Here is an 18,144-nt window from a genome sequence, read left to right on the forward strand (position 1 = left end):
TAGAACGTTGGTTTTCCGTTAAAGGCCATCATGCCCTCAGCTCGGACTCCCTTGGTGCAGTTGTCCAACGTGCGAATCGATCGCGGCGGACGCACCATTCTGCGCGATGTTTCGCTGCAGGTACCGCAAGGCAGCATCACCGCCGTGCTGGGCCCGTCGGGCAGTGGCAAGTCGACCATGTTGGCAGCACTGACCGGTGAGTTGCGGCCGGTCTCCGGCACCGTGCAGTTGTTTGGTCGGGATATCCCGCACGGCAACCGTGAGCTGCTGGAGATGCGCAAGAACGTCGGCGTGCTGCTGCAGGGCAACGGCCTGCTGACCGACCTGAGCGTGGCCGACAACGTGGCGCTGCCGCTGCGGGCACATACCAGGCTGCCCGAGCCGGTGCTGCGGCGCCTGGTACAGATGAAGCTGCATGCCGTGGGCCTGCTGGCCGCTGCCGATGCCTGGCCGCGTGAGCTATCCGGCGGCATGGCGCGGCGTGTGGCGCTGGCCCGCGCCTTGGCGCTGGACCCGCCGTTGATGATCTACGACGAGCCGCTGACCGGGCTGGACCCGATCGCCTCGGGTGTGATCATGAGCCTGATCCAGCGTTTGAACGACAGCCTGGGCCTGACCAGCATCATCGTCAGCCACCATGTGCATGAAACCCTGCCGATCTGCGATCAGGCCGTGGTGATCGCCAATGGCGGCATCGTGTTCTCCGGTACGCCGGACGAGCTTCAGGCCACCACCGACCCGCTGGTGCGGCAGTTCCTGCATGGCGAGCCGGACGGCCCGATCCCGTTTGATGCGCCCACGCGCAATTACGGATTGGAGAACGCGTGATGCTGAAGATGCACGCGGTGTCCGCTTCGGGCACCTTCTCCCGTAAACGGGAGAAGGGCATGTCGTCCAGCACCTTCAGTACCTCAAGGGACGCCAGCTGATGCCCTTCACCTCCTCCATCCGCTCGCTGGGTCGTGCCGGCCTGTTCTCGCTGACGGTGCTGCGCGGTTCCCTGCCGACCCGCGACTTCCTGGCCGAGCTGATCCGCGAGATCTACAAGATCGGCGCGCGTTCACTGCCGATCATTGCCGTTGGTGGTGCCTTCGTTGGCCTGGTGCTGACCCTGCAGGGCTACCGCACGCTCACCACCTTTGGTGCCTCCGATGCGCTGTCCACCCTGCTCGGCCTGTCGCTGTACCGCGAACTGGCTCCAGTGCTGACCGCGCTGCTGTTCATTGGCCGCGCCGGCAGCTCGATCGCCGCCGAACTGGGGCTGATGCGTGCCACCGACCAGATCAAGGCGCTGGAACTGATGGCCATCGACCCGGTCGCCAAGGCGGTTGCGCCGCGCTTCTGGGCGGCGGTACTGACCGTGCCATTGCTGACCGGCATCTTCTGTTCGCTGGCCATCGCGGGCGGCTACTTCGAAGCCGTGCATGTCCTGGGCCAGGACAACGGCACGTTCTGGTCGGGGTTGCGCGGCAGCGTCGACTTCTGGGACGACTTCGCCGTGGCCCTGCTCAAGTCGGCGATCTTCGGCGGTACAGCGGCACTGGTGGCGGCCTATGTCGGCTTCCACGCCGAACCGACCATCGAAGGCACCTCGGTGGCCACCACCCGCGCGGTGGTGAACGCCTCGTTGCTGGTGCTGATGTTCAATTTCGTGCTGTCGGCATTGCTGTTCCAGTGATGCCTGTTCCTCGCAAACGCCCGCACACCCTGGCGCGGGGACCAAACGAACAATCCGCTTCGACTGTTACGAAGCATCTGCTGGATCAGGAGTGAGATAACAACATGGCCATCCGTGGACCCAGACTCGAATTTTCCGTTGGCGCCTTCCTGCTGCTGGCCCTCGCCTCGCTGCTGGTACTGGCCGTGGCCTCGACCAACCAGCGCTTCGGCATGGGCGGCGGTGACTACGTGCTCAAGGCCCGTTTCACCCAGATCGGCCAGCTGCGTGCGCAGGCACCAGTGAAGGTCGGCGGTGTGACCATCGGCCAAGTGGCTGACATTCAGCTCGACCCGGTTAAATACGACTCCATCGTCACCCTAGCATTGGACAACAAGTTCAAGGACCTGCCCGCCGATACCTCCGCCGGCATCTTCACCAGCGGCCTGTTGGGCGAGAGCTACATCGGCCTGCAGCCCGGTGGCGATCCGGAAGCGCTCAAGTCCGGTGACGAGATCGTCTTCACCCAACCGGCGGTGGACCTGATCCAGCTGGTTGGCAAATACATGTTCAGCGGCGGCGGCAACAACGCTGGCGCTGCAAATGAAACCCCCGGCGCAGACGCGCCCGCTACGGAACCGCAACCATGAAAGTGAAACTGCTTACCGCCGTGCTCGCTTCTGCCCTGTTGGCCGCCGCACCGTCGGTCACGCTGGCGCAGACGCGCCCGGCCGCCACCGCCGCGCAGCCCTCGGCCGCCGCACGCACCGTGCTGGACTCCAGCACCCGCATCATCAACGCCCTGCAGACGCGACGCGCCGAGTTCCGCGCCAACCCGGCAACCCTGCGCAGCTTCATCGACGGTGAGCTCAGCCGTGGTTTCGACCGCGACTACGCCGCCCGCCTGGTGCTGGGCGTGCATGGCCGCGGCGCCGCCGATGCCGACGTCAAGCTGTTCGCCGATGCGATGGCCGACAACCTGATGTCGCGCTATGGCTCGGCCCTGCTCGATATCCAGGGCAAGCCAAGCTTCCGCCTCAAGAGCGAGCAGCCGCTGCCGGGCAACCGCGGCGTCAAGGTGTCCACCGAACTGGTGCGCGCCGGCAGCGAGCCGACCCCGGTCGAGTACCTGATGCGCAACGTCGACGGCCAGTGGAAGATCTTCGACGTGATGATCGAAGGCATCTCCTACGTGCAGACCTTCAAGAACCAGTTTGACGCACCGCTGCGACAGAAGTCGATCAAGCAGGTGGCCACCGAACTGCGCAGCGGCAGCATCCAGGCCAATGCTGGCCCGGCCCCCAGTGGCAGGTAACGCCCGCTATCGCACCGAGGGCGACACGCTGCTGTTGGCGGGCGTGCTTGACCGCGATGCGGTGGTTTCCTTGTGGCCCCAGCTTGCACGTGGCCTGGGGGCAACACGCTCGCTGGACCTGCAGGCGGTGGAACGCGTGGACAGCGCCGGGCTGGCGCTGTTGGCCGAGCTTGCCGCGCGCCTGCGGGCACAGGGCGGCGGCAGGCTGGTGGGCGCCCCCGCCGGCCTGGAAGAATTGAGCGCCGCCTACCGGCTGTCGCCTTCCCTCGATTTCAATGCCTCTTCAGCAGGAAGCTGACATGACGATTCTGCGTAACCTCCCCCTTCTGGCGATCATCGCCCTGCTGGCTGCCTGCGCCGGCAAGCCGGCGCGCGACGCTGCCCCGGTCTCCACTGTCGTCGCGCCACAGGGCGTTGATCAGGTCCAGGCCAGCAACGATGCCAGCACCGCCGTCAGCCAGGACGAACCCGCACCGGTCGCAGCCGACGCAGCGCAGGGCACGCCGGTCGCCGATACCGCCGGTGGTACCGCGCCTACCGATGCCGAAGACGACTTCGCCGCCCTGTATGGTGGCCCGACACCGAGCAGCAGCGACAACGGTGCCACGGCCGAAGGCGCACCGGCCTACGATCCGTGGGAGCGCTACAACCGCGGCGTCCACCGCTTCAACAATGCGGTCGACCGCGGCGTCGCGCGCCCCCTGGCCACGGCCTATGTCAATGTGGTGCCGCAGTTCGCGCGTACTGGCGTGAGCAACTTCTTCAGCAACCTGCGCTCGCCGTTGACCATGGTCAACCAGCTGCTGCAGGGCCATGCTGATGATGCCTGGGACACGCTGGGTCGTTTCCTGATGAACTCCACCTTCGGTATCGGTGGTCTGTTCGACCCGGCCAGCAAGGCCATGGTGCCCAAGCGCAGCGAAGACTTCGGTCAAACCCTGGGCGCGTGGGGCTGGCGTCGTTCGCGCTATGTCGAGCTGCCGTTCTTTGGCCCGCGTACGGTACGTGACGTGTTCGGCCTGGCCGGTGATATCCCGCTGTCGCCGATGCGCCAGATCGAGATGGACAAGGTCCGCATCGGCCTGCAGGGCCTGCAGCTGGTGGACATGCGTGCGCAGCTGATGGCGGTGGATTCGCTGCGTGACAGCGCCGTGGACGAGTACGCACTGACCCGCGATGCGTGGCTGCAGCGCCGCAGTTATCAGATCGAAAAGGATCTGCGTAATGGCGGCAAGCGCGACGGTGACGAACAGACCCCGATCCCGGTCGATGCGATGCCGATGCCCAATTGGGGCGATTGATCGGCGGATGTCGATGGATGAAAAAGCCCGGGGAAACCCGGGCTTTTTGCTTTGCTGCAGTCCATGGGGGCTGCGTCAGCGGCGAAGCCGTTGCATCAGCATTTCGCCGTTTGATGCGGTCGGTGCAGATTGCTTGCTTCGCCGCTTACGCCGCTCCTGCCGGTGTGGATCAGGCCGCCAGGGCGGCGTCGATCGCCTTGCGCAGGCCTTCGTCATCGGCGGTGGTATCCGGTGCGAAGCGGGCGACGACCGTGCCGTCCTTGCCGATCAGGAACTTCTCGAAGTTCCACAGCACCGCCGGGGCGGGGTTGGTCTCGATACCGAAGCCAGCCAGCTTCTCGCGCAGCGGGCCTTCGCCGATGGCGGCCGGCTGCGCGGCGGTCAGCTGCTGGTACAGCGGGTGGATGTCGGCACCGGCAACGCTGATTTTGGAGAACATCGGGAAGCTGACGTCATAGGTCAGGGCGCAGAACTGCTTGATCTCGTCCTCACTGCCCGGCTCCTGGCCGTTGAAGTTGTTGGCCGGGAAACCCAGCACTTCCAGGCCAGCATCCTTCTTTTCGCGGTACAGCTTTTCCAGGCCTTCGTATTGCGGGGTGAGGCCGCACTTGGAGGCGGTGTTGACCACCAGCAGCACCTTGCCGCGGTAGTCGGCCAACGATGCCGGCGCGCCGTCGATGGTGGTCAGCGCGATGTCGTAAACGGAAGCGGTCATGCGGTTGCCTGCTTGGGGGTTGGGGAAAGGCCAAGCATAAACGGCGGCCGTGGCGGTGGCACGACCATCAGGTTGTAACGCTGGGTTCTGTCGTGGTGTCGAACCATGCGGCTGTCGCTTCACCTGTAGAGCCGAGCCATGCTCGGCTGTCGCTTTACCTGTAGAGCCGAGCCGTGCTCGGCTGGGGCATTACCGGTAGAGCCTCTGCCGAGCATGGCTCGGCACTACATTGGGCCTTGCTGGTCGAGCCCTGCCGAGCATGGCTCGGCACTACCTCAGCTGTCGCTGCTTTCGGGGCTGTCTTCGTCTGCTTCGTCGTCGGTGCCCAGCATTGCCTGCGAGGCGTCGCTGGACAGCGACTCCACGCCACGCAGCTTGCGCTCGATGGTGCGCGTCTTGCGGCTGGCGTCGCCCAGGCTCTTGCCGACGGTGTTGATCTGCTTCTCGGCCTTTTCAAGGATGCCGGCGAACTTGCCGAACTCGCTCTTCACCGCGCCCAGCAGGCTCCACACTTCCGAGGAACGCTGCTCGATGGCCAGGGTGCGGAAGCCCATCTGCAAGCTGTTCAACAACGCGGTGACCGTGGTCGGGCCGGCAATCACCACGCGGTGCTCACGCTGCAAGGCATCGACCAGACCTGCGCGACGGATGATCTCCGCGTACAAACCTTCGGTCGGCAGGAACATCACTGCGAAGTCGGTGCTGTGCGGCGGCACGATGTATTTGTCGCTGATCGACTTGGCCTGGATGCGGATCGCCCGCTCCAACTGGTTGCCACTGTTGCGCACCGCCTCCACGTCGCCAGCTTCCTGCGCGTCGAGCAGGCGCTCGTAGTCCTCGCGCGGAAACTTGGAATCGATCGGCAGCCACACCGGCGTATCGGCATCGCCGCGGCCGGGCAGGCGCACGGCGAAATCCACCATCTCGCCGCTGTCGGCACGCAGCTTGACGCCGCGCGCGTACTGCTCGGCGGTCAGGGTCTGCTCGAGGATGTTGTCCAGCTGCACTTCGCCCCAGCCGCCGCGGTTCTTGACGTTGCTCAGCACGCGCTTGAGGTCGCCCACACCGGTGGCCAGTTGTTGCATTTCGCCCAGCCCGCGCTGCACCTGCTCCAGACGCTCGGAGACCAGCTTGAATGAGGAATCCAGGCGCGTGTTGAGCGTGCTCTGCAGCTTCTCGTCCACGGTCTGCCGCATCAGTTCCAGCTTGGCAGCGTTGTCGCCCTGCAGGTCCTTCAAGCGGGCTTCCAGGGTCTGCCGCATTTCGGTGATGCGCTGCTCGTTGCGCTGGGTCAGCTCGCCCAGCTTCTGGTTGAGGGTTTCGCCGAAGCGCAGCTGTACCTGTGCGCCCTCTTCGCGGCCCTTGCGGGTTTCCTCGACCAGGCTCTGCTGCAGGCCCGCCAGCTGGCGGGCGAAGGCTTCCATGCGCGCTTCCTGCTGCTGGCCGAACACGTCGAGCTGGCCGCGCACGTCCTGCAGGCGGGTGCCCAGCAACTGCGCCAGCAACTGCTGGGCGTTGGCGGTTTCCTCGCGGCCCTTGCGGGCGTCGTCGTTGAGGCTGTCGCGCAGCAGGTCCAGGCGTTGGTCGGTGCGGGTGGACAGATCGGTGAGGTTGCGGCCGAAGCCATCGATGCGGATGTCCTGTTGCCGCGCCATGGTTTCCAGCTGTTCGCGCAATTCGCCGCGACCACTGCGCTGCTCTTCGCGCAGGGCGGTTTCCAGCGTGGAATTGTCGGTACGGCGCAGCAGCAACAACAGTTGCAGCACGAGGACGGCAAGCAACAGGCCGCCGAGGATCAGGGTTTCAGTTTGCATGCGGCAAGTGTAGCCCTGCCGGTCTCACAAGCTGATCCCGGCCGCGTCCGGACCGGCAGCGAAAACTACCGCCGGCACGCATCTGCGATCATGTGCCTCCCCACCCTGCCGCTGCCCCCCATGAAGCCGTTGCCGCTGCTGTTGTCGTGCCTGCTGTCCCTGTTGCCGCTGGCAGCCCTGGCATCCGAATCGCAGACCGTTACCTCGCCGCAGCCGCTGCCTTCGGCGGACGCGCGGCCCAAGGTATTCCTGGCCGGCAGCATCGAGATGGGCAAGGCAGGTGATTGGCAGCAACAGGTGCGCGACGCGCTGGCCGACGAGGGCGTGCTGATGCTCAACCCGCGCCGTGGCGACTGGAACCCGGCCTGGCGCGCCGAGGCCGATGAGCCCGAATTCCGCCGCCAGGTGGAATGGGAACTGGCCGCGCTGGAACAGACCGACATCGTGCTGATGTACTTCGCGCCGGGTACACAGAGCCCGATCACCCTGCTCGAATTCGGCCTGTACGCGCGCTCGGGCAAGCTGCTGGTAGCGGCGCCCGCCGGCTACTGGCGCAAGGGCAACCTGGACATCACCGGCGACCGTTACGGCGTGCCGCGCTTTGATGACCTGCCGACGCTGATCGCTGCGGTCAAGCAGCGCCTGGCCGAACAGCGCGCGCCCTGAGCCCCCACTGAGACATTCGGAGAACCACCATGCCGTGGATGGGCATCAACGACCTGGGCACCTTCGTGGTGGCCGTCATCCTGTTCCTGATGCTGCCCGGTCCGGGCACCTTCACCCTGCTCACCGCCACTGCGCGCGGCGGCGTGCGCGCCGGTTATGCGACGCTGGCGGGTCTGATGCTGGGCGACCAGATCCTGATCGCCATCGCCGCCACCGGCGTGGCCGCGCTGCTGCAGGCACATCCGCTGCTGTTTGCCGGGCTGCGCTATGTAGGTGCTGCCTACCTGATCTGGGTCGGCATCAACCTGCTGCGTGAGCCGGCGGTGGCCGCCGCCGGCGAGTCCGCACCGGTCCAGCATGGCCGGCGCTGGTTCCGCCAGGCGCTGCTGGTCGGCGTGCTCAACCCGAAGGCCATCCTGTTCTACATGGCGTTCTTTCCGCTGTTCATCGACCCGGTTCGCCAGCGCGGCGCACTGACCCTGGCGACGATGGCGGTGCTGATCGCCCTGCTCAGCATCGGCTGGTGCTCGGTGTTGATCTTCGGTGGGCAATTCATCGCCCGGCGCCTGGCCGGCTACCCGCGTGTCGGGGTATGGCTGCGGCGCGCTGTCGGCATCTGCCTGGTGGTTTTTGGCGTGCGGCTTGGGCTGGACGGGGCCTGAGCCCCGATGGCTTCAGTCCTGCGGGCGCTGCTTGTCGTCACGCGGTGGGAACTGCAGCACCACGTAATCGCGGCCTTCGCGCGGCTCCCACAGCACCGGCACGTTCTGCGGTGACGGCGGCTCCAGCTCGCCATCGTCCTGCGCCAACTGCTCCTCTTCTTCATCTTCCCAGCTGTAGCGCTTGCGCGGTGCCTGCGGGTCGGCATTGCGGAACAACAGCGCAGCAATGACACCGGCGGCGGCGCCGCCCATATGTGATTGCCAGGACACGCCCGGTTCGTGCGGCAGGATGGTGATCAGCATGCTGCCGTAGAACAGGAAGCCGATCAGGCTGGCGGCAATTGCCGGCCGGTCGCGGCGCAGCAGGCCGAGTATGAACACCAGGAACATCAAGCCGTGGGTCACACCGCTGGCGCCCAGGTGGTGACTGCCGATATCGCCCAGCAACCAGGCACCCAGTCCCGAGCCTATCCACAGCAGGGGCAACGCGCGCAGCGTCGCCTTGGGATAGACGCTGCCGGCCAAGGTGCCGAGGATCAGCAGGGCGACCGCATTGGCACCCAGGTGCTCGACCGAGCCGTGCAGCAGCGGCGCGCCCAACACACCCCACAGGCCCTTGGCGTCCAGCGGTGCCACCGCCCAGCCACGCCAATCCCACCCACTGGTCTGGAGGGTGAACATCACCACCAGCAGCAGTACGAACCCCAGGCTCAGGTTGAATGCCCGCAGCACGCGACTGCGGTCGTTGCGGGCAAGGGTGGCCGGGGTCTGATCGATCCGGCCGTTGTCGGGCAAGGTTGGCGTGTCCATGATCAAGGGATTGCGGCAGCCCCTGCGAATGCAAGGGCGCCGCGCATGGGAACCGGCGTGCCACCGGCGGGACAATCCCGCCGGCGGTGCAGCATCAAGCCTTGTGGCCGCCCTTAGGCGGGATCTTCAGGCTCAGGACCACGGTGACCACCAGGATCGCGGCGACCACACCCAGCGACACCGGCACCGGGATCTTGAACAGGTCGATCAGCAGCATCTTGGTACCGATGAAGGCCAGGATGACCGCCAGGCCGTAAGGCAACAGGTGGAAGCGGTCGGCCATGCCGGCCAGCAGGAAGAACATCGCACGCAGGCCCAGCACCGCAAATACGTTGGAGGTCAGCACGATGAACGGGTCGGTGGTGATGGCGAAGATGGCCGGGATCGAGTCCACCGCAAAGATCACGTCGGTGACCGCGATCAGGATCAGCACCACGAACATCGGGGTGAACCAGCGCACGCCGTTCTTCTCGGTGACCAGGCGGTTGCCGTTGTACTCGTGGCTGATGCGCAGGTGCTTACGCATGAATTTCAGCGCCGGGTTGTTGTCCAGGCTGGGTTCTTCGCCGGCGGCAAACCACATCTTCCAACCGGTGAACAACAGGAAGGCACCGAATACATAGAGCAACCAATGGAATTGGGTGACCAACACGGAACCGGCGAAGATCATGATCGTACGCAGCACGATCGCACCCAGGATGCCGATGATCAGCACGCGCTGACGTTGCGTCTCAGGCACCGCGAAGTAGCCCATGATCAGCAGGAAGACAAAGATGTTGTCCACCGCCAAGGCTTTTTCGATCAGGTAACCGGTCAGGAACTGCAGGCCGATCTCGTTGGCCACGGCCGCACCGGCGGTCTCGTTCAGGTAGTACCAGAGGCCACCATTGAAGGCCAAGGCAAGCGCCACCCAGCCCAGCGACCAATACATGGCCTCCTTGAAGGTGACCTTGTGCGGGCCGCCGTGGCGCATCAGCACCAGGTCGACAAGCAGGGCGACGATGACGACGGCAATGAAGCCGCCCCAAAGCCAGGGATTACCAATTGTCTGCATCATGGGGAAATTCCGGTCGTGAACGGGGATAACTCGGAACCACAAAGGCCAAGAGCTGGACACGGAATCGGGGAGACCGGGGACAGAGCTTCGCCATTGCGGCGAAGGTCTTGCTCACAGTTCCAGTGGTCGGAACTGCCGTTGCACCGGAGCCTTGCGGCTCGAATTGACGGCGACAACGTCTGGGAGCTACTCCCCTTCTGCGGCGAATAGTGCCGGTTGGGGCCGTTACAGTCAATGAACGGTCAGCGGGACGGCCCGCCTGCCCGGCTACAATAGCGCCATGAATACCCCACTTCCCGTCGTACGCCTGAAGAACGCGTGGCGCTCCAGCCACCCGTGGATTTTCCAGAAACTGGTCGAAAAGCCGACCGTCAAGCCGAAGTCCGGCACCATCGTCGACGTGGTCGGGGTGGACGGCGAGTGGATTGGCCGTGGTTTCTACAATGGTCATTCGCGCATTGCCGTGCGCATCCTGGAAACCCATCCGGACGTGGCAGTGGACCAGGCCTGGTTCACGCAGAAGATCGCGCAGGCGGTGTCGCTGCGTCGTGACGTGCTCAAGCTGGACGCCATTTCCAATGCCTGGCGCGTCGTCCACAGCGAGGGCGACGGCCTGTCCGGCCTGGTGGTGGACCGCTACGACGACCTGATCGTGGTCGAGTTCTTCGCCGCCGGCATGTTCCGTCACCGCGAATGGATCTACGAGGCGCTGCGCGAGCAGTTCCCGGGTTGCCGTTTCCACAGCTTCGCCGACGAGCACGTACAGAAGCAGGAAAGCTTCGATTTCCACGGCAATACCACCACCGAGCCGGCAGTGATCACCGAGTACGGCATCAAGTTCCGCGCCGACCCGGCCGGCGCGCACAAGACCGGTTTCTTCGCCGACCAGCGCGAGAACCGTGAGTGGCTGAGCCAGCAGGTGGAAGGCAAGAGCGTGCTGGACCTGTGCTGCAACACCGGCGGCTTTGCGGTGTATGCCGCAGCGCGCGGCGCGGCCGAGGTGCTGGGCGTGGACATCGACCAGGACGTGATCCAGATCGCCAAGGGCAATGCGCGCTTGAACAACGCCAAGCCCAAGTTCGTGCAGGCCGACATCTTCCCGTGGCTGCGTGATGCGGCCAACCGTGGCGACCAGTACGACGTGGTGATCCTGGACCCGGCCAAGATGACCCGAGACCGCGACCAGGTCATCACCGCGCTGAAGAAGTACCTGGACATGAACAAGTTGGCCTTGGGCGTGGTCAAGCCCGGCGGCCTGTTCGCCACCTTCTCCTGCACCGGCCTGGTGGCCGAGGATCAGTTCCTGGACATGCTGCGGCGTGCGGCGTTCTATTCCAACCGCACGATCCAGATCCTGAAGGTGGCCGGCGCCGGCCCGGACCATCCGTTCATGGCGCACGTGCAGGAATCGCGTTACCTCAAGGCGGTGTTCTGCCGCGTGCTGGACTGATAGCCAGCCAGGCATCCCGCGTCAGCCGCGGGATGCCATCACCCAGCCCGGCACCCGGGTTGCGGCCTGGCCCCGGTATCCGCTCACAGCGGGCCGGGGACCCATCGGAATTTTGATAAATTCATCACACTTTGTGCCGGAAACTGCGCGCACTTGTGGGGGCTGCGCTCAGCAGACCGGGGGAGCAAGCGGCAACGGCCGGCATCACGCCGGGGGCATGCCGTGCCCCGGTTTGCTTGCAGGTGCCTCCGCGTCCGTCGCGAAGGATCCTGCCAATGACCGCACCCTCGACAACCCCCACGCGCGCTGTGGGCTTCTGCCTGCTGCTGGCGTTGCTGACCGCCCTGCCCGCTGCTGCGCAGACGGTGCGATGGGAAGACTACCGGGGCATCGCCAACAGCAGTGGCCTGGCCAATGTCACCTATACCGGCCCAGCCTCGGCGCCCACGTTCAACCACACCCTGGCCGGTGTCACCGCCTTGCGGACCCTCTCCAGCAACCCCGCCAATGCCGTGCGTACCGGCAATGCGGTGAACATCGATTTCCGCAATGTGCTCGATGACAGTGGCCTGTGCGACAACCGCACCGCGGCCGGCCGTAATACCGCCGCCTGCAGCAATCACGCCATGGGCAAGGTGATCTACTCGCTGATCCGTTTCCCCAATGCCGGCACCTACACGCTAGGCGTCGCGCACGATGATGCGGTGGAGGTGAACCTGTCCTCCAGCTACACCAACACCAACTACCGTGCCGCCACTTACGACGTGCCGGTGGGGGCACTTACCAGCTATACGGACGGTGAAACGACCTATCGCACGGTTGGCAGCTTCAACGCGGCCACGGCCAACAGCTGCGCCTTGATCCGCGTTTACTGGGTCAACGCCGGTGGTCAGAATTTCAATCGCCTGCGCTGGCAGCACCCCGCCATCAATGGCGGAACCCCGGAGATCATTCCTGCGGCCCAGTTCCGCGACCCCGCCGCAGCTGCCAGTTCTGCGGGTTGCCAGGGTTCGGTCGTATTCCCGGTGCCATCGATCATGATCAACAAGGTAGTGGCTGGCAGGATTGCCGCTGCGGACCAGTTCACCGTCTCCATCCTTCAGGGGACCACCGCGATCCGATCCGCCTCGACCACAGGCAGTGGGACTGGCCTGCAGGCCAGTACTGGCGCTGCGCAGGTCGGCACCGGCACCCACACCCTGCGCGATGCCATGGCAACCGGCAGCGCCGCCGCCATTGCCGACTACAGCAAGACCATCAGCTGCACCGCGTATGTCCTCAACGGCGCGGATCAGGTCGTCACACCTACTGGCAGTGGTCCGGACTGGAGCATCAACGTCGCGGCAAATACCCAGTACACCTGCACCATCACCAACACGCCACGGCCCTCGGTCACCGTCCGCAAGATCAGTGAGGGAGGAATCGGCACCTTCGCTTTCACCGGCAGCAATGGCATCACCGCCCACAGCATCACCACCACCAGCGCAGGCCAAGCCGTGGCCGGCCCGCCGCAGGTGTTCGCCAGCTTGAACACCGCCACCACCCTGACCGAGGCGCAGACCGCGGGTTACAGCCTCAGCGACGTGCAATGCAGTGGTTTGCCTGCCGGTCTCAGCGCAACGGTGGATCTGGCCAATCGGCGCGTCACATTGCCCGCTGCTGCTGCCGTGCAGGGCGCCAGCATCGTCTGCACGTTCACCAACAAGGCGGGCGCCGACCTGTCGGTGAGCAAGACCAACGCGGTGACCACGCTGGTGTCCGGCACCACCACGCGCTACGCCGTGGTGGCAAGGAATGCAGGCCCGGGGGATGCCAGTGACGCCGTACTGCGCGACGTCCCCGGCAGTGGCCTGAAGAACTGCACGGTCACCACGTGCAGCGCGACCAACGGCGCCGCCTGCCCGGCGACGCTCTCCAATCTGCTGACCCCTGCCGGCGTTGCCATCAGCCCGTTCCCCGTCAATGGGCAAGTAGAACTGCAGGTGCAGTGCACCGTGGAATGAGTCGGCCGAGCCGTCCACACGCCCTGCCTCGCCGGCGTGCGTTGCGGGGCAGCTTCCGTGTCGTAGGTCACTGGCTGTGCCTGCGGTGCTGGCGTTAAGGTCGGATTTTTCCGAACCCGGTGAGGCCCCATGACCCTGCGTCCGCTGTCCATGTTGATTGCCCTGTCCCTGTCCTGGCCGTTGGCAGCCTCTGCGGTGGAGTTCAGCCAGGCCGAACTGAGCAAGGCCACGGCCCTGCAGCAGAAGCTGCTGACCCTGGATTCGCACCTGGACACGCCGGCCAACTTTGCCCGCGCCGACTTCAACATCCTGCAGCGCCACGACCACAATGCGTTGTCGCAGGTCGATTACCCGCGCATGGTGGAAGGGGCATTGGACGGCGGCTTCTTCGCCATCTACACCGACCAGGGCGACCGCAGCCCTGCCGCGCATATCGCCGAGCGTGACCACGGCCTGCAGCGCATGCAGGAAATCCACGAAATGCTGGCCGCCAATCCGGACAAGTTCCAGCTGGCCCTGACCGCCGACGATGCCGCGCGCATCAAGGCCGCCGGCAAGCGCGTGGTCTATATCAGCATGGAGAACGGCAGCCCGCTGGTCGCCGACCCGACCCTGCTGAGCTACTACTACAAAGCCGGCCTGCGGCTGATGTCGACCGTGCATTTCGCCAACAACGAATTCGCCGACTCGGCCACTGATCCCAAGGGTGCCGAATGGAACGGCCTGAGCCCGGCTGGCAAGGCGTTGGTCAACGAGGCGGTCAAGCTGGGCATCGTGATTGACCAGTCGCATGCTTCCGATGCGGTGTTCGACAACCTGATCGAGATGATGCCGGTGCCTTTCATCCTGTCGCACAGCTCGGCCAAGGCCGTGTTCGACCACCCGCGCAACCTCGACGACGCGCGTCTGCGCCAGTTGGCCGCCAAGGGCGGGGTGATCCAGGCCAATGCCTATGGCGGCTATCTGATCGACGAAACCAAGAGCGCCGAGCGCAAGCAGGCCGAAGAAGAACTGGAGAAGCGCCTGGGCGGCTGGGAAAACATGACCATGGCCAAGGGCGTGGAGCTGCGCAAGGCCATGGCCGAGCTCGACCAGAAGTACCCGCGACGCAAGGCCACGCTGGATGACTTCTTCCAGCACTTCGGCCACATGCTCGACGTGGTGGGCCCGGACCATGTCGGCATCGGCATGGATTGGGACGGCGGCGGCGGCGTGACCGGCATGGAAGACGCAGCCGATCTGCCCAAGATCACCGCGTGGATGCAGCGTCGTGGTTTGAGCGATGCGCAGATCGCCAATATCTGGAGTGGCAACGTGCTGCGGGTGATGCGCCAGGCGCAGGACTACGCAGCGGCGCAGAAGAAGCCCTGATCGCGCGCTGTTGGATACTGGAATGACGAAGCGGGCTCAGGCCCGCTTTGTTTTTATCCACAAACTGCTGGGGATAAGTGGCTTGTCCACATGTGGGGCTGAGCTTTGAAGCTTTGACGCAGAAGCACCCCTCCCCTGCACGAGGCGCAAGGGAGGGGCGGCGCTGTGCCCCCTCCCTTTGCCGCAGGCAAGGGGAGGGTTGGGGAGGGGTGCTCTTCAAGCGGAACCCAAACACCCCAAATACAAAAAGCGGGCCGAAGCCCGCCTTTCGCTTTATCCACAACAGCCTGTGGATTACTTGCCGCGCCCGAGCACCGCATTGCGGCGGCTGTACAGCGCATACACCACCAGCCCCAATACGTTCCAGGCCAGGAACCACAGCTGGGTACGCATCGGCAGGCTGATGAACAGGTAGATGCAGCCACCAATGGCCAGCGGTCCCACCACCCACGCCAGCGGCGTGCGGAAGGTGCGCGGGCGGTTCGGCTCACGCTTGCGCAGCACCAGCAGGCACAGGCCCACGGCGGTGAAGGCCGCCAGGGTGCCGGCATTGGCCAGCGCGGCGATTTCATCCAGACGCGCCACACCAGCCAGTGCTGCCACCAGCACGGCAGTGAACAGGGTGATGGTGACCGGCGTGCCGGTGCGCTGGTTGACCTTGGACAGACCGCGCGGCAGCAGGCCGTCACGCGACATCACGAAGAAGATGCGGCTCTGGCCGTAGAAGAAGGCCAGCAGTACGGTCGGCAACGCAATGATGGCGACGATGCCGATCACCAGTGCAGCGGTGCCGTGGCCGAGTTCACGCATGATCAGCGCCAGCGGCTCGGCGCTCTTGCCGAACACGGTGTAGCTCATCGCACCCACCGCGGCCAAGGCCACCAGCAGGTAGATGATGGTGCAGCCGACCATCGACCCGATGATGCCGATCGACAGGTCACGCTTGGGGTTCTTGGTTTCTTCGGCGGCGGTGGAGATCGCATCGAAGCCGTAGAAGGCGAAGAAGATGATCGCCGCCGCCGCCATCACGCCCCGCTCCACGCCGTCGGCACTGACCGACTTGGGGAAGCCATAGGGCATGAACGGCTGCAGGTTGGCGCTGTCGAACGCCGGCAGGGCAACGGCCACGAACACCGCCAGCGCGATCAGCTTGAACACCACCAGCGCCGCGTTGACCGTGGCACTTTCGCGGGTGCCCAGCATCAGCATGCCAGCGACCAGGAAGGTGATGACGATGGCCGGCACATTGAGGAAGCCACCTTCCACATGTGGGCCTGCGACCAGTGCCTGCGGCAGGGCAACGTTCCAGCCGAACGAGGTATGCAGCCACTCCAGGAAGCCGACGAAGTAGCCGGACCAGCCGACCGCCACCGTGCTGACCACCAGCGAGTACTCCAGGATCAGGCTCCAGCCCACCACCCAGGCGATGGTCTCGCCCAAGGCGCTGTAACTGTAGGTATAGGCGCTGCCGGCGGCCGGCATCATCGTCGACAGCTCGGCATAGGCCAGCGCCGCACAGGCGCAGATCACGCCGGCGATGATGAAGGACAGCAGCACGGCCGGGCCGGCCTTGTCCGCACCCACGCCGATCAGCGTGTAGATGCCGGTACCGACAATGGCGCCAATGCCCAGTGCGACCAGATGGGGCCAGCTCAGCGACGGGATAAGGCGGCGCCCTTCCTCGTGTTCGGTAAGCTGGTCGATGGGCTTGCGCCGGAGCCAGGACTGCATGCGGACCTCTCGGTTCGTGATGATTCAGGAAGCGCCCGAGTGTGGCTTAACGCAGTGCAGCAAATCCAGAAAAACCCGTGATACCGAGGGGTTTTGCTGCGAATGGATGGCAATTTGCCGAATTCAGCACAAAAGCGCGGATGTCAGCGCCTGCGTCGGGGATGCGCCAGCAGGTAATCGCGCAGGACCCTGGCCTGGTTGTGCTGCTCGTCGCGGGCAGCAAACACCAGGGTGACCGGGCCGGCATCGATGGCATCCCGCAGCGCTGCCAAGCGCCCAGGCTGTGCGGCCAACTCGCTGCTGTAGCGCCTGCGGAACTCATCCCAGCGCTCAGGACGATGATCGAACCACCGCCGCAACGCATCACTGGGCGCCACGTCCTTGATCCAGCAGGCCTGCAGGGCCTGCCGGCTCACCCCGCGCGGCCATAAGCGGTCGACCAGGAAACGCTGGCCATCACTTTCACCGGCCGGCGCATAGGCACGCTTGCAAAGGATGTGCATGGCTGCGACCTCTCCTCGGCAGGGAGAGGCCATGTTACGCCCGCCTCAGGTCCCGTCGACCGCGCGCCGGCCCAGGGCCGGATCGTCGGTGAAGAAGGCATCGATGCCGGCCTGCAGGTAGGTCCTTATCTCGGCCACCGAGGCCTCGGGATTGCGGGCGTTCTCGGCGCCCTGGCGTGAGGCGGGCGGCAGGAAGGGGTTCTCCGGGCGGAAGCTGTAGGCCACTACCTGCAGACCTGCTGCATGGGCATCTGCAATCAAGGCGGTCGGCGCCGCCAGCTGGCCCTGGGCATCCAGCGGCACCAGTGCGCGCCGTTCCACGCCAATTGCATCGGCATAACTGGCGATATCGCGCAGCCCAGCCGGGGTCATCATCTGTGCATACGTCAGGTTGCCACCGGCCAATGCCACGTCAGCCGGCTTCTCGTCACCGCCATCGAACAGCTGCAACAGGCGGATGTTGCTGTCCTTGCCCAGCTTGGCGCGGATCTGCCGCAGGTTGGCGGTTTCAAAGGACTGCAGCAGGACTGGCGCGACCTTGGTGTAGCTGTTGCCCTGCAGGGTGGCCAGCAGCTTGTCTTCCATCGGCAGGCCGATGCCGCGGAAGTAGCTGCCGTGCTTGATCTCCGGGGCCAAGCCGATGCCACGGTTGGCGCGCCCGGCCTGCTGCACCAGGAAGCTGACGATTTCGTCCAGGGTGGCGATGCGGAACTGGCCATCGAAGGCGGTGCCGCGGATCTGCGGCAGGCGCTCGCGCGCGTACAGCGTCTTCAGCTCGGCAACGGTGAAGTCTTCGGTGAACCAGCCGTCCACCTTCTGCCCATCGATCAGCTTGCTGGTGCGGCGGTTGGCAAATTCGGGGTGGCTGGCAACATCGGTGGTGGAGCCGATCTCGTTCTCGTGACGGGCCACCATCACCCCGTCCTTGCTCATCACCAGGTCCGGCTCGATGTAATCGGCACCGTCGCTGATGGCCTGTGCATAAGCAGCCAGGGTGTGCTCCGGCAGCAGTGCGCTGGCACCGCGATGCGCGTACACCGGGACATTGGGATAGGCAGGAGCGGCCGAGGTTTCCATTGCCCAGCAGGA

Annotated in this window: 18 protein-coding genes; 11 read left to right on the forward strand and 7 right to left on the reverse strand. The window is 65.2% G+C overall.

Features of this window, described 5'->3' with window-relative positions:
- The first annotated feature begins 30 nt into the window (after window positions 1–30).
- The 6 genes from RT460_RS06680 to RT460_RS06705 all read left to right on the forward strand — a co-directional run bounded on the left by RT460_RS06680 (window position 31) and on the right by RT460_RS06705 (window position 4,273).
- On the forward strand, window positions 31–828 hold the full coding sequence (locus RT460_RS06680) for an ABC transporter ATP-binding protein (RefSeq protein WP_313317940.1): 798 nt from the start codon (window positions 31–33) through the stop codon (window positions 826–828).
- 100 nt (window positions 829–928) lie between these two features.
- A complete protein-coding gene (locus RT460_RS06685) occupies window positions 929–1,678 on the forward strand; it encodes an MlaE family lipid ABC transporter permease subunit (RefSeq protein WP_313317941.1) in 750 nt (249 codons plus the stop codon).
- 104 nt (window positions 1,679–1,782) lie between these two features.
- On the forward strand, window positions 1,783–2,307 hold the full coding sequence (gene mlaD, locus RT460_RS06690; protein ID WP_313317942.1) for an outer membrane lipid asymmetry maintenance protein MlaD: 525 nt from the start codon (window positions 1,783–1,785) through the stop codon (window positions 2,305–2,307).
- On the forward strand, window positions 2,304–2,972 hold the full coding sequence (locus tag RT460_RS06695; RefSeq protein ID WP_313317943.1) for an ABC transporter substrate-binding protein: 669 nt from the start codon (window positions 2,304–2,306) through the stop codon (window positions 2,970–2,972). The genes mlaD and RT460_RS06695 overlap by 4 nt, the downstream gene beginning before the upstream one ends.
- A complete protein-coding gene (locus RT460_RS06700) occupies window positions 2,944–3,270 on the forward strand; it encodes an STAS domain-containing protein (RefSeq protein ID WP_313317944.1) in 327 nt (108 codons plus the stop codon). The genes RT460_RS06695 and RT460_RS06700 overlap by 29 nt, the downstream gene beginning before the upstream one ends.
- A 1-nt stretch (window position 3,271) precedes the next feature.
- Window positions 3,272–4,273 carry an MlaA family lipoprotein gene (locus RT460_RS06705; protein ID WP_313317945.1) on the forward strand — a complete coding sequence of 334 codons (1,002 nt, stop codon included), beginning with the start codon at window positions 3,272–3,274 and terminating at the stop codon, window positions 4,271–4,273.
- A gap of 169 nt (window positions 4,274–4,442) precedes the next feature.
- Here RT460_RS06705 and RT460_RS06710 read toward each other — a convergent pair whose 3' ends face one another.
- Together RT460_RS06710 and rmuC are read right to left on the reverse strand one after the other, a co-directional pair.
- Window positions 4,443–4,988: a glutathione peroxidase gene (locus RT460_RS06710; RefSeq protein WP_313317946.1), complete on the reverse strand. Its 546-nt coding sequence runs from the start codon at window positions 4,986–4,988 to the stop codon at window positions 4,443–4,445.
- A gap of 275 nt (window positions 4,989–5,263) precedes the next feature.
- Window positions 5,264–6,802, reverse strand: a complete 1,539-nt coding sequence (rmuC, locus tag RT460_RS06715) for a DNA recombination protein RmuC (RefSeq protein WP_313317947.1) — start codon at window positions 6,800–6,802, stop codon at window positions 5,264–5,266.
- 120 nt (window positions 6,803–6,922) lie between these two features.
- Here rmuC and RT460_RS06720 point away from each other — a divergent pair, with 120 nt between their 5' ends.
- On the forward strand, window positions 6,923–7,468 hold the full coding sequence (locus tag RT460_RS06720; protein WP_313317948.1) for a nucleoside 2-deoxyribosyltransferase domain-containing protein: 546 nt from the start codon (window positions 6,923–6,925) through the stop codon (window positions 7,466–7,468).
- A 29-nt stretch (window positions 7,469–7,497) separates the two neighbouring features.
- The gene (gene leuE / locus RT460_RS06725) at window positions 7,498–8,130 is read left to right on the forward strand and encodes a leucine efflux protein LeuE (protein WP_313317949.1); all 633 of its coding nucleotides are present in this window, start codon (window positions 7,498–7,500) and stop codon (window positions 8,128–8,130) included.
- A gap of 12 nt (window positions 8,131–8,142) precedes the next feature.
- Here the strand turns inward: leuE and RT460_RS06730 are convergent, their stop codons facing one another.
- On the reverse strand, window positions 8,143–8,940 hold the full coding sequence (locus RT460_RS06730) for a rhomboid family intramembrane serine protease (RefSeq protein WP_313317950.1): 798 nt from the start codon (window positions 8,938–8,940) through the stop codon (window positions 8,143–8,145).
- Between the two features lie 94 nt (window positions 8,941–9,034).
- Window positions 9,035–9,994, reverse strand: a complete 960-nt coding sequence (locus tag RT460_RS06735; protein ID WP_313318033.1) for a TerC family protein — start codon at window positions 9,992–9,994, stop codon at window positions 9,035–9,037.
- A gap of 283 nt (window positions 9,995–10,277) precedes the next feature.
- Here RT460_RS06735 and RT460_RS06740 point away from each other — a divergent pair, with 283 nt between their 5' ends.
- From RT460_RS06740 to RT460_RS06750, 3 genes are all read left to right on the forward strand, one after another.
- Window positions 10,278–11,447: a class I SAM-dependent rRNA methyltransferase gene (locus RT460_RS06740; RefSeq protein ID WP_313317951.1), complete on the forward strand. Its 1,170-nt coding sequence runs from the start codon at window positions 10,278–10,280 to the stop codon at window positions 11,445–11,447.
- Window positions 11,448–11,722: 275 nt separating this feature from the next.
- Window positions 11,723–13,450 (forward strand): hypothetical protein, encoded by a 1,728-nt coding sequence (locus RT460_RS06745; protein WP_313317952.1) that lies wholly within the window; start codon window positions 11,723–11,725, stop codon window positions 13,448–13,450.
- Window positions 13,451–13,579: 129 nt separating this feature from the next.
- Window positions 13,580–14,821, forward strand: coding sequence for a dipeptidase (locus RT460_RS06750; RefSeq protein WP_313317954.1), 1,242 nt, complete (start codon window positions 13,580–13,582; stop codon window positions 14,819–14,821).
- Window positions 14,822–15,115: 294 nt separating this feature from the next.
- Here RT460_RS06750 and RT460_RS06755 read toward each other — a convergent pair whose 3' ends face one another.
- The 3 genes from RT460_RS06755 to RT460_RS06765 all read right to left on the reverse strand — a co-directional run bounded on the left by RT460_RS06755 (window position 15,116) and on the right by RT460_RS06765 (window position 18,132).
- Window positions 15,116–16,552 carry an amino acid permease gene (locus tag RT460_RS06755; protein ID WP_313317955.1) on the reverse strand — a complete coding sequence of 479 codons (1,437 nt, stop codon included), beginning with the start codon at window positions 16,550–16,552 and terminating at the stop codon, window positions 15,116–15,118.
- A 143-nt stretch (window positions 16,553–16,695) separates the two neighbouring features.
- Entirely contained in the window at window positions 16,696–17,055 is a 360-nt protein-coding gene (locus RT460_RS06760) for a DUF488 family protein (protein ID WP_313317957.1), read from the reverse strand.
- 45 nt (window positions 17,056–17,100) lie between these two features.
- Window positions 17,101–18,132 (reverse strand): glycerophosphodiester phosphodiesterase, encoded by a 1,032-nt coding sequence (locus RT460_RS06765; RefSeq protein WP_313318034.1) that lies wholly within the window; start codon window positions 18,130–18,132, stop codon window positions 17,101–17,103.
- Window positions 18,133–18,144: the final 12 nt, after the last annotated feature.

This window comes from Stenotrophomonas sp. (assembly GCF_032061965.1).
GTDB lineage: Bacteria > Pseudomonadota > Gammaproteobacteria > Xanthomonadales > Xanthomonadaceae > Stenotrophomonas.